The sequence below is a fragment of the Streptomyces solincola genome (assembly GCF_002982015.1).
GTDB lineage: Bacteria > Actinomycetota > Actinomycetes > Streptomycetales > Streptomycetaceae > Streptomyces > Streptomyces solincola.
Genome location: NZ_PVLV01000028.1, coordinates 1 through 11306 on the forward strand (window position 1 = coordinate 1; position 11306 = coordinate 11306).

Below are 11306 nucleotides of genomic sequence, written 5' to 3' on the forward strand. Positions count from 1 at the left end.
GCCGGGCGGGCGATGTTTCACGTGAAACATCGCCCGCCCGGCCACGGCTGTGGGTCTCTCCGAGTGGATCAGATCTCGGTGACGTCGAGCGCGCCGTCCGCGTACTGGCGGCGGATGACCTTCTTGTCGAACTTGCCGACGCTGGTCTTGGGAACCGCGGGGACGATGGTCCAGCGCTCCGGGAGCTGCCACTTGGCGACCGACTCGGCGAGGAACGCACGCAGCTCGGCGTAGTCCGCGGTGGCGCCCTCCTTGAGCACGACGGTGGCGAGGGGCCGCTCGCCCCACTTCTCGTCCGGTACGGCGACGACCGCGGCCTCGGCCACGTCGGGGTGGGCCATCAGGGCGTTCTCCAGGTCCACACTGGAGATCCACTCCCCGCCGGACTTGATGACGTCCTTGGCCCGGTCGGTGAGGGTCAGGAAGCCGTCCGGGCTGATGGTGCCCACGTCACCGGTCTTGAGCCAGCCGTCCGCGCTGAACTTGTCCTCGGGGCGCAGCGGTTCGGCATCCGCGCCTCCGTAGTAGGCGGCGGCGATCCACGGGCCGCGTACCTCCAGCTCGCCGGCGGACTCGCCGTCCCAGGGCATGAGGTCGCCGCCGGGGCCGGTCAGCCGCGCCTCGACGCCGGCCGGGAAGCGGCCCTGGGTGAGCCGGTAGGGCCACTCCTCCTCGGCGGTGAGCCCGGCGGGCGGGTTGGCCATGGTGCCCAGCGGGGACGTCTCCGTCATGCCCCAGGCGTGGCAGAGCCGGACGCCCAGCTTGTCGTACGCCTCCATGAGGGACGGCGGGCAGGCCGAGCCGCCGATGGTGACCCGGTCCAGCGAGGTCAGGTCGCGGGGGTTGGCGAGGACCTCGGCGAGCAGCCCCTGCCAGATGGTGGGCACGGCGGCGGCGTGGGTCGGGCGCTCGGTCGCGATCATCTCGGCGAGCGGGGCGGGCTGGAGGAAGCGGTCCGGCATCAGCAGGTTGACGCCGGTCATGAAGGTGGCGTGCGGCAGACCCCAGGCGTTCACATGGAACTGCGGGACGACGACGAGGCTGGTGTCGCTGTCGGTCAGGCCCATCGACTCGGTCATGTTGACCTGCATGGAGTGCAGGTAGATCGAGCGGTGGGAGTAGACGACGCCCTTGGGGTCGCCGGTGGTGCCGGAGGTGTAGCACATGGCCGCGGGCGCGCGTTCGTCCAGCTCGGGCCAGTCGTAGCGGGTGGGCCGGCCGGCGATCAGCTCCTCGTAATCGTGGACGGCGGGCGCGGCCTCGTCCAGGACGGAGCGGTCGCCGGGCCCGGCGACGATGACGTGCTCGACCCGGGGAAGGTGCGGGAGCAGCGGAGCGAGGAGCGGCAGCAGGCTGCCGTTGACCAGGATGACGCGGTCGTCGGCGTGGTTGACGATCCAGGCGAGCTGCTCGGGCGGCAGCCGCAGGTTGAGGGTGTGCAGCACGGAGCCCATGGCGGGGATGGCGAGGTACGCCTCGACGTGCTCGGCGTTGTTCCACATCAGGGTGCCGATCGGCCGGCGCTCCTCGGCGCCCAGTTCCCGCAGGGCATGGGCGAGCTGGGCTGCGCGGGCGCCGATCTCGGCGAAGGTGCGCCGGTGCGGCTCCGCCTCGCCGGTCCAGGTGGTGACGGTGGACCGGCCGTGGATCGTCGACCCGTGGGTCAGAATCCGTGAAATCAGCAGAGGTACGTCTTGCATCGTGCTGTGCAGCACCGGGGCCTCCCGACATGCGCGCCGTTACGCGGGGATGAAGTTGCCGCGATTGTGCGCACATACCAGGCGGTATGTCACTACCCGATGGTAGGCGATGCGGGAGAACGGGCCCGGGAGGGGGCGTGGCGGGGTGGCCGGAACCCGGAGGACGGCTACCAGGAGGGAGGGCGACTACCGGGAGGGCGACCACCCGGACGGCGACTTTCTGGAGGGCGACTTCCCCGGACGGCGACTTTCTGGAGGGCGACTCCCCGGACGGCGACTCCCTGGAGGACGAATGCCCGGGAGGGCGACTCCCTGGAGGCCGGTGGCAGGTGTGCGTGCGGGTCAGGGGGCCGGGGCCAGCTCCGGGTCCTCGCGGAGTTTGCCGAGCGCCCGGGAGACGGCGCTCTTCACGGTGCCGACCGAGACGCCGAGCACCTCGGCGGTCTGCGCCTCGCTGAGGTCCTCGTAGTAGCGCAGGACGACCATGGCGCGCTGGCGTGCGGGCAGCTTCAGCACCGCCCGCCACATCGCGTCCCGCAACGCCTGCTGCTCGGCCGGGTCGGCGGCGGGCGGCAGGTGGGGCTCGGGCAGCTCCTCGCAGACGTACTCGTCGACTCGCCGCTTGCGCCACTGCGAGGTTCTGGTGTTGATCAGGGCGCGGCGGACGTAGCCGTCGAGCGCCCGGTGGTCCTCGATGCGCTCCCAGGCGACGTACGTCTTGGTGAGCGCCGTCTGGAGCAGGTCCTCGGCGTCGCTCGGGTTGGCGGTCAGCGACCGGGCGGTGCGCAGCAGCACGGGGCCTCGGGCCCGTACGTACGACGTGAACGACGGGTAGATGGAGGCGTGCGCGGCGGCGGGTGTGGAGGCGCCGGCGCAGACGAGCCCGGGAGTCGCGGTCATGGGCCCACGCTAGGCGCGGGTCCCGCACCGCCGTATCGCCCGGAGGTCCCGACCGCGGGTCCCCCTCAGGTCGTAGCGGCACGGGCGGCCCTCCCTCCTGGAGGTGAAGGGGGGCGCGGCGGGACTCGGGGTCGGGGAGCGGCCCGCGGAGTACGGCCCGTGCGGAGCGCCCCGAGGGTAGGACCCGCGGTCGCGGCGCCCTCCGTGCGCTACGGGTGCCGCTTGCCGGGCACGGCGCACGCGGACGGCCCGTGCGGGCGGTGTCGAGCAGTACCGTCCGCACGGGCCGTTGCTGTGACCACGTGTCCGCTTGTCTCGCGTCGTCTCGCGTCGTCTCGCGTCGTCTCGCGATGTTTCGCGTCGTCTCGCGATGTTTCGCGTCGTCTCGCGATGTCTCGCGTCGTCTCGCGTCTCTGTCGCCTGCCTGGTTGCGTCCTCCGATCCGTCGGCCCCCGTCCGGTCCCGGGGTGCGGTCTACCAGAGGTTGGTGAAGTACACCGCGGCGTTGTCCTGGTCGATGATGGTGAAGCCCGAGCCGTTGACGCTGGCGGTGTTGCTCTGGTTGGAGGCGCCGGCCCCGGTGGCGACCTGCTGGGTGGTGGTCGAGTTGCCCTCGTTGTCGTCGCCGACGCCGCTGCCGATGATCGACGCCACGGACGCGTTGGATCCGTCGTCCGCGAAGCTGCCGTTGTCGGCCGTGGCGACTCCCGCGAAGAGGCCCGCGGCCAGCGGCAGTGCGGCGACAGCGGCGATCACGCGGGCGGTACGGATGCTTGCCATGTGGTTCTCCTCCAAGGCACCGACACTGCTTGTGGTGTCGGTGCAAGTGCGGCTTTTTCCCGAGCAGTTGGCCGTCCGCCCGAGGCGTTGTCGACGTCGTGGTCCAAGAGTTGCCCACCGAATCCCCGGCGAACCAGACATGACCGCCCGATTCGCTCGCAAGCGTGAGGACATATCGATAAACCTCTTTCCGGGGGATGGCGGGAGAAAGGCGCCACCCGGGCGAGTGCGGGAAGGGTACGGACCTTGGCGGGCAAGAGGAGAAGCGTTACGGCAGGGGCGGGGACGGGAGGCTTTCCGGGAGCGGCGACGTACGCCGCACGCCGTCGATGGATCGCAGAAGTGTGCGACGGTCGGGTATGGGGACGGCGGCGCCGGGGGGACTCGCGAAGGGTCGGACGCCGTTCCGACGGCGCTCATGGGGGTGTCTAGGGTGCAGGGATGAACACGCGCGCGCACGACTACCTCTCCGGACTCTTCTCGCTCGACGGGCGTACCGCGCTGGTCACCGGCGGCAGCTCGGGCATCGGCCGGGCCATCGCCACCGCCCTCGCCCGGGCGGGCGCGCGGACCGTGCTGGTGGCCCGAGGCAAGCAGGAACTGGCCGCCACGGCGGACGCGCTGGCAGCCGAGGGCTGCGAGGCCGCGTGGGTGAGCGCCGACCTGGCCACCCGGCCGGGCGTGCGCGCGGCCGCCGAGGAGGCGGCGGCGGTCTACGGGGAGCCGGACATCCTGGTCAACTCGGCCGGCATCAACCTCCGCCCGCCGATGGGCGAGCTGACCGAGGACGACTGGGACCGCACGATGGCGGTGAACTTGGACGCGCCGCACCTGCTCGGGCGGCGCTTCGGCCCGGGGATGGCCGAGCGCGGGTACGGGCGGATCGTCCACGTCAGCTCCCAGCAGGCGCACCGCGCGTTCGCGGACAGCGGGGCGTACGGCGTCTCCAAGGGCGGTCTGGAGTCGCTGGCCCGTTCGCAGGCCGAGGCGTGGTCCGCCGCGGGCGTCACCGCCAACACCCTGGTGCCCGGGATCGTCATGACCCCTCTGAACGCCAGGCTGTCCGCGGACCCGGCAACGGTCGCCGCGCTCGCCGCGCGCACTCTGGTCGGCCGCAACGGCATGGCCGACGACTTCGCGACCGCCGCCGTCTTCCTGGCGTCCCCCGCCTCCGGCTACGTCACCGGTCAGTCGATCTTCGTGGACGGCGGCTTCTCGGCGCACTGAGAGCCCCCGGCCCGGCCGGGACTGCGCACAGCCCGGTCCGCTGACCGAGCCCGTACCCCCGGAGGCGCGCAAAGCCGTACCCCGTAGGCCCGTATGCCCGCAGGCGCGTGAAGCCGTACCCCGTAAGCCCGTCGGCCCGTAAGTCCGTCGGCCCGTACCCGTACGCTCGTAAGCCCGTCGGCACGTACCCGTACGCCCGTACGCCCGTCGGCCCATCGGCACGTACCCGTACGCCCGTACGCCCGTATGCCCGTCGGCCCATAGGCCCGTACCCCCGCGGGCCCGTCGGCCCGTACCCCCCGGGCCCGTAAGCCTGTGGGGCCGGCCCGTAGCACGAACCGCTCGACCGCCACCTGAACACCAGCTTGAACACCCTTGAACGGGCGGGTGGCGCCGTCGGCCCACGACCGCCCCGAACCACCCGCGGGGCCCGTCCGGCAAGGGCAACTTGGTGAGATGGGCGCGATTGCGCACGCCCGGCGGCGACGTGAGCACGATGGAAGATGTCGCCCTGCGGAGACGTGCCTACTTTCGAAAGTACGGACGGCCGGAACTTTCTTTCAAGGGGCCTCACTACCTTACGGTGTCGGCAATTCCCTTCCCCCTTTTTCCGCGCGGTCCCGCCCTGGACCGTGGAATCTGGAGGAGCAATGCGTCAATTCACCGTGCGGGCCGAAAGCGGCGTTATCGGCTTCCTTCCGGTAAGGGCCCTGCTGGGCGCGGCCGACACCGCCGTATGGCCGCGGCCGGCCCGCGCCGGGCTGCGGCTCGTCGCGCCCGAGGACCCGGTGTGCGCCGCGCTCGTGGACCTCCTGGACGAGGAGGACCACGTCGACGCCGCCCGGCGCCAGCCCCCGGACCGCCTGGTGTTAATCCACCGGGAGCGGTTGACCCGCAGCTTCCTGGAGGTGGGCCGGGCCTGGCTGGAGCAGGTGGGGCCGTGCCGTATCGACGTGATCGACCCCCACCTGCTCGACGACGGCAGCCAGGCGTTCCTGGACACGCTCGCCGACCAGGGCGAGGGGCGGGTCGACGTTTGCTGGGGCGGGTTCGCCGACGCACGGGACGCGGCGCCGGTGGAACTCACCCCGCGCGAACGGCGCATCGAACGCCTGGTCGGCTTCGGCGGCCGGCTCACCGACGAGGAGGTGGACTTCCTGCACGAGCAGGCCGTGGCGTACCTCGGCGCGGGCGACGGCTGGACCGCCGAGCGCATCCTGCGGGCGGTGCTGCGCCGGCGGGCCGCGCCGCTGCTGCTGAGCGAACTGCGGATGGTCCGCGCGATGCTGGGACGTCCGCTGGACGTCGACCTGCGCCCGCCCGGCCTGCGGCGGCAGCCGGGGCCCGGCGCGACGGACGGCGGCAGCCGCGGCAGTGGTGGCGGCAGCCGCGGCGGTGGCGGTGGCAGCCGCGGCGGTGGCGGTGGCGGTGGCCGTAGCGGTAGCGGTGGCGGTGGCGGTACCAAGCCTCTCGGACTCCGGCTCGGGTCGGGCTGGGACCTGCTGGAGCGGTGGTCCGGCGCGGCGCACCAGATCGAGCGGAACGCCGTGCACAAGGCGCTGTTCGCCGTCGTCGACAGGTCGGTGTTCACGGCGTACGAGACCCTCGAGGACGCCGCGCGGCCGCGGGAGTTCTTCGTCCGGCTGCGGGAGGACCTCGTGCTGAAGCTGCGCGTCCGCGACCTCGACGTGTTCGAGATCGTCTACGTCGGGTCCGTCGGCGAGGCACCGGGAATCGACCTGGGGACCGGCCGGGCGGTGTGACGGCGATATCCCCGGCCGGGCGCCCTGCGACCGCGGCGGTCGCACGCCCAACTGGGCTTCGCACGACCGTTCTTGACAGGGTAGGGCACCTGTGGAAATCTCGGGGCCACTCGTGACACCTGTGCTTCTCTGTTGGGCTTCTTCGTCAAGAATGCTTCTTCGTCAAGAACGTCAAGAACATCAAGAACGTCGAGAATTCGGAGAGATGCGATGCCGTCGCTGGAAGTGTCAGGGATAGACGTCTCCTCGCGGGTCAGAGCGCGCGATATCCAGATGGCCGGCGTCGCCGACGTACGGCGCCGTGTGCTGATGATTTCCGGGGCCATCGACACCGTCGACCACGACGTGTCGGTGACCGTGAACCTCCCCGAGCCGGGGCGCTGGCAGATCATCAAGTCCGAGACGAATCTGACGGACCGCACCTGGGTCGCCATGCAGGCCGCCACCGACGAGGACTCCGTCTTCGTCGACGACGAGGACACCCTCGTCATGTCCCGGCAGTTCACGAAGTCGCTCATCACGCCCGACCAGCGCCGGCTGACCTTCTACGGCGGTGAGGTCCGCCCCGGCGAGGCGGTGGTGAAGATGTACTCGCTGGAGACGACGGGCCGCAAGCCCACGTACGCGTACTCCCGCTACTCCCCCGTCGCCACCGACAGCCCGGAGGCGGCGGCCGCCACCCTGGACAAGCTCGTCGCCGAGGGGCTGCCGCAGCGCCCGGTCATCGAGATCATCGTCCCGGTGACGGTCATCGGGTGATCACCTTCGTACCAGAGCCCCACCTGCTCGACTCGCCGCGGGGCCGTCACTGGCCCGCGGCGATCGGCGTGAGCCCGGGCGCCGGTCCTGCCGTCCCGCCACCGGCCACCGCGGACGTCGTCATCGTCGGCGCCGGGCCGGCCGGGCTCGCCGTCGCCTCCGCGCTGTGGCACCTCGGCGTGCACGACGTCGTCCTGCTCGACCGCGACGGACGTCCGTGCGGCCGGTTCCTGGAGCGGGTCGACACGCTCGGGCAGCGCGTGCTGCGCTCGCCGTACGAACACCATCCCGGCGTCGAGGGCTACCGCGACTGCGAACTGCTGGACTTCGCCCGGCTGCACTGGTCACGGCTCACCCCGGTGGAGCGCCGGGAGATCCGGATGGCCCAGGCCGGTCACCGCTCCGTGGTGCCGGTCGACGTCTTCGAGGCGTACTGCCGGCACGTCGCCACCCTGCACCACGTGGACGAGCGCACCTGGCGCGCCACCGTGCGGGACGTCCGGCCCGCCGCGGAGACGGTCACCGTGCGCGGCGAGGGCGTCTCGGTCACCGCGCCGTACGCCGTGCTGTGCCTCGGCGAGGAGCGCCGCGCGGCCCCCGCCGACTGGTGGCAGGGCGAGCCGGCGCCGCGCGGCGTCAGCTACTGGGACGAGCCCGTGCCGCGGGACGCCGAGCAGCTCGTCGTCGTCGGCGCGGGACTGAGCGCGGCCCACCTGATCGCCAACGCGCTCACCGACGGCCGGCGTGTGCACTGGATCGTGCGCGCCGCCGAGGAGCGCTACCAGTGCGCCGACGTCAACGCGTCGTTCTTCCGGGCCGAGGGCCGGGCCCGCTTCGACGGGACGAGCTGGGACGACCGGCTGACGCTGATGGGTGGCCACCGCCGGGCGTCGGTGATGTTCGAGTTCCGTCCACTGCTGCGGGCCGCCGAGGCCGACGGCCGGCTGACCGTCCACCGCGGCCGCGCCGTCACCGGGGTGCAGCCCGAGCGCGCCGGACGCGTCGCGGTCCGTCTGGCCGACGGCGGGCACGTGGTCGCCGACCACGCGGTGCTGGCGCTCGGCACCACCGTCTCCAGCGGCGACCGGCTGCTGCCCGAGGGCGTGGCGGCGGTACGGGACGGCTGGCCCGACCTGGACGAGCGGACCCTCGCCTTCCGCAACGCCCCGCGCGTCTTCGCGGTCGGCGCCGCCGCCGGCATGGTGCTGGGCCCCGCCGCCCGCAACATCGACGGCCACCGCGTGGCGACGGCCCGCGTCGCCACGGCCGTCGCCCACGGCCTGGAAGCGGCCTCCGGCCTCCGCCGCGGCGACCACCGGCTGGTGGCCCATGTCTGACCTCGACCCGCGGACAGCCCGTACGCCGGAGGGCAGCGGGGAGTCAGCCCGCACGCCGGACGGGGACGGGGAACTGGCCCGCACGCCGGACGGAGGCGGGAGGTCACCCCGGACGCCGGATGGGGGCGGGAAGTCGGCCCGCACGCCGGACGGGGGCGGAGGCGAGTACGGGGCGGGTATGCCGGTTGCCGCCGACGTGTCGGGGACGGTCGGCGCGTCCCACGGCCCCCAGACGTCCTACGGTCCTCGGGCCTCCCATGGCTCTCGGGCGTCCCACGGCCCCCAGACGCCCCACGGACTCCAGACGCACCACGGCCCCCAGACGCCCCACGGACTCCAGACGCACCACGGTCCCCAGACGTCCCACGGCCCCCGGGCGACTGAAACGGCGGGCGACGACCCCCGGTTCGCGCTCACCCCGTTCGACGAGCCCGCCATGACCGAGACGGGCGTGATGCTGATGGGGCTGGAGGCGGAACGGCTCCTCGCCGGCCTCGGCCTGGCAACCCTCGCGGACGACCCGGCGCAGGTCCTGCTCACCGTGGACCGCATCCGGCACGGCGTACGGGCGACCATGACCTTCGAGGCCCTCGTCGGGGCGGGTGCGCGGCGCTGGCGCGAGGCCCGGCCGGTACTGGCCGCCACCGGCGGCGCGGCTGCCACCCCCGTCGCCCTGCGCCGAGCGTGGGACGAGACGCTGCGCCTCTTCGCCCACTGCGACCTGGGCGCACCGGGGCCCGCCACCACCGCCCACCTGGCGGCGTGCTGGCTCCGCCGGAACGAGATCGACCAGTTCACTCAGCGCACGGTCCACGGAGAGGCAACGGCACGATGACCTACCTGACGTCCCTGCCCGCCGACGCGGCGCTGCTCCAGGTCTTCGAGGCCTACCCGCGTACCGCCCGGCCGCTGCTGGAGTTCCACGAGGCGCTGCTCCGGGCGGAGTCGCCCTTCACCGTCGCCGAGCGCGAACTGATGGCCGCGTACGTCTCCGGCCTCAACGACTGCGGCTACTGCCACGGCATCCACACCGCCACCGCGGAGGCCTTCGGCGTCCCCGAGGGCCTGCTGGCCGAGGCGCTCGCCGACCTGGACGGCTCCGCGGTCGACGCGAAGCTCAAGCCCGTGCTGCGCTACCTCGGCATCCTCACCCGGACCCCGTCCCGGCTCACCCCGGGGGACGCCGAAGCGGTCTACGCGGCCGGCTGGGACGAACGCGCCCTGCACGACGCGGTGATGGTCGGCGCGCTGTTCAACTTCATGAACCGCATGGTCGAAGGACTCGGCGTCGCAGCCGACATGAGCTACTTTCCCACCTCGGCCGCCCGCCTCCACGACCACGGCTACACCGGCCTCGCGGCCCGCCTGGAGTCCTGAACCGCCCACACGAGCACGAGAAGGGGTGCGGCTCCTCAGAGCCGCACCCCTTCTCGCCAGCGTGCTGCTGACTGCGCGCGGTGGGTGTGGGATTTGAACCCACGGTGACTCGCGCCACGACGGTTTTCAAGACCGTTCCCTTAGGCCGCTCGGGCAACCCACCCTCGCCCCGGTCCACCGGGTGGACCCGGGACGAAGCGGCTACAGCCTACCGGTTGGCGGTCAGCGGTCGCCCTTGCGTGCGGCGAGGGTGACCTCGACGGTGGTGGGCTTGCCGGAGCGCTCGTAGGTAAGGGAGACCTTGTCGCCGGGCTTGTGCGTCCAGATCTCGCTGATCAGGGTGGGGCCGCTGTCGATCACGCGGTCGCCGAACTTGGTGATCACGTCGCCCGGCTTGAGGCCCGCCTTGGCGGCGGGGCCGTTCGGGGTGACGGCGGCGGAGCCGCCCTCGCCGTCGTCGGCGACCCGGGCGCCCTCGCCCTCCTGGGTCATGTTCACCGTCGCGCCGATGAGCGGGTAGACCGGCTGGCCCTCCTTGATGAGCTGCTCGGCGACCGTACGGGCCTGGTTGACCGGGATCGCGAAGCCCAGTCCGACCGAGCCGGCCTGGGACTGGCCGAGGCCGCCGCCACCCGGGGACTGGATGGCGGAGTTGATGCCGATGACCGCGCCGCGCGCGTCCAGCAGCGGACCGCCGGAGTTGCCCGGGTTGATCGAGGCGTCGGTCTGCAGGGCGCTCATGTACGAGTTGGCGCTGCCGCCGTCGCCCGAGGCGACCGGGCGGTCCTTGGCGGACACGATGCCGGTGGTGACCGTGTTGGACAGGCCGAACGGCGCGCCGATCGCGATCGTCGAGTCGCCCACCGCCGTACGGTCGGAGTCGCCCAGCGGCAGCGGGGTGAGCCCGGAGGGGGCGTTGCGCAGCTTGAGCACCGCGACGTCGTAGCCCTCGGCCCGGCCGACGACCTCGGCTTCGTAGGACTTGCCGTCGGAGAACGTCGCCCGCAGCTTGCCGCCCTCGGCCGCCGAGGCGACCACGTGGTTGTTGGTGAGGATGTGGCCTTCCTTGTCGTAGACGAAGCCGGTGCCGGTGCCGCCCTCGCCCTCGGCGCCGCCCGAGCCGCCGGACTTCGCCTCGATGGTGACCACGCTCGGCAGCGCCTTGTTCGCCACCGCCGCGACCGTGCCCGGGTCGCGCTTGAAGGAGCTGGGCGCGTCGCCGGAGGCCACCGTGGTGGAGCTGATGCCGCCGCGCTCGGCAGCCCAGTAGCCGATGCCGCCGCCGATGCCGCCCGCGACCAGGGCGGCGACCAGCACGGCGGCGACCAGGCCGCCGGAACGCTTGCGCCGGGCCGGCTGCCCTGGCCCGGGCGGCACGGGCGCGCCCCAGGCCGGGGTGCCGGGCGGCGGCGGGGGCCAGCCGCCCGCCGGGGAGCCGCCGTGCGGGGCCGCACCACCGGCGG

At 72.9% G+C, this 11306-nt stretch carries 10 protein-coding genes and 1 tRNA gene; 6 read left to right on the forward strand and 5 right to left on the reverse strand.

Annotated elements, in window-relative coordinates; translation table 11 throughout:
• Window positions 1-68 precede the first annotated feature (68 nt).
• From C6N75_RS02050 to C6N75_RS02060, 3 genes are all read right to left on the reverse strand, one after another.
• A complete protein-coding gene (locus C6N75_RS02050; RefSeq protein ID WP_105867110.1) occupies window positions 69-1712 on the reverse strand; it encodes a long-chain fatty acid--CoA ligase in 1644 nt (547 codons plus the stop codon).
• 330 nt (window positions 1713-2042) lie between these two features.
• Window positions 2043-2600 (reverse strand): SigE family RNA polymerase sigma factor, encoded by a 558-nt coding sequence (locus C6N75_RS02055; protein ID WP_105867101.1) that lies wholly within the window; start codon window positions 2598-2600, stop codon window positions 2043-2045.
• 474 nt (window positions 2601-3074) lie between these two features.
• Complete coding sequence (locus C6N75_RS02060; RefSeq protein WP_105867102.1) at window positions 3075-3380, reverse strand: hypothetical protein; 306 nt, start codon at window positions 3378-3380, stop codon at window positions 3075-3077.
• A 441-nt stretch (window positions 3381-3821) separates the two neighbouring features.
• Between C6N75_RS02060 and C6N75_RS02065 the strand changes: the two genes are divergently transcribed.
• The 6 genes from C6N75_RS02065 (at window position 3822) to C6N75_RS02095 (ending at window position 9843) form a co-directional block, all read left to right on the forward strand.
• Window positions 3822-4607: an SDR family NAD(P)-dependent oxidoreductase gene (locus C6N75_RS02065; RefSeq protein WP_105867103.1), complete on the forward strand. Its 786-nt coding sequence runs from the start codon at window positions 3822-3824 to the stop codon at window positions 4605-4607.
• Between the two features lie 650 nt (window positions 4608-5257).
• Window positions 5258-6370 carry a DUF6235 family protein gene (locus C6N75_RS30380; protein WP_181160290.1) on the forward strand — a complete coding sequence of 371 codons (1113 nt, stop codon included), beginning with the start codon at window positions 5258-5260 and terminating at the stop codon, window positions 6368-6370.
• 309 nt (window positions 6371-6679) lie between these two features.
• Entirely contained in the window at window positions 6680-7129 is a 450-nt protein-coding gene (locus C6N75_RS02075) for a DUF6423 family protein (RefSeq protein WP_258177171.1), read from the forward strand.
• Window positions 7126-8466: an FAD-dependent oxidoreductase gene (locus tag C6N75_RS02080; RefSeq protein ID WP_105867106.1), complete on the forward strand. Its 1341-nt coding sequence runs from the start codon at window positions 7126-7128 to the stop codon at window positions 8464-8466. Before C6N75_RS02075 ends, C6N75_RS02080 begins: the two co-directional genes overlap by 4 nt.
• Before the next feature lie 178 nt (window positions 8467-8644).
• On the forward strand, window positions 8645-9301 hold the full coding sequence (locus C6N75_RS31965; protein ID WP_265737433.1) for a DUF6187 family protein: 657 nt from the start codon (window positions 8645-8647) through the stop codon (window positions 9299-9301).
• Window positions 9298-9843, forward strand: a complete 546-nt coding sequence (locus C6N75_RS02095; protein ID WP_105867108.1) for a carboxymuconolactone decarboxylase family protein — start codon at window positions 9298-9300, stop codon at window positions 9841-9843. Before C6N75_RS31965 ends, C6N75_RS02095 begins: the two co-directional genes overlap by 4 nt.
• 78 nt (window positions 9844-9921) lie before the next feature.
• On the opposite strand, the gene C6N75_RS02100 is transcribed toward C6N75_RS02095, so the two are convergent.
• Both C6N75_RS02100 and C6N75_RS02105 read right to left on the reverse strand, forming a co-directional pair.
• Window positions 9922-10006 (reverse strand) — tRNA-Ser (locus tag C6N75_RS02100).
• A 59-nt stretch (window positions 10007-10065) separates the two neighbouring features.
• On the reverse strand, window positions 10066-11306 hold a 1241-nt coding region (locus C6N75_RS02105), incomplete at its 5' end, for a S1C family serine protease (protein WP_105867109.1).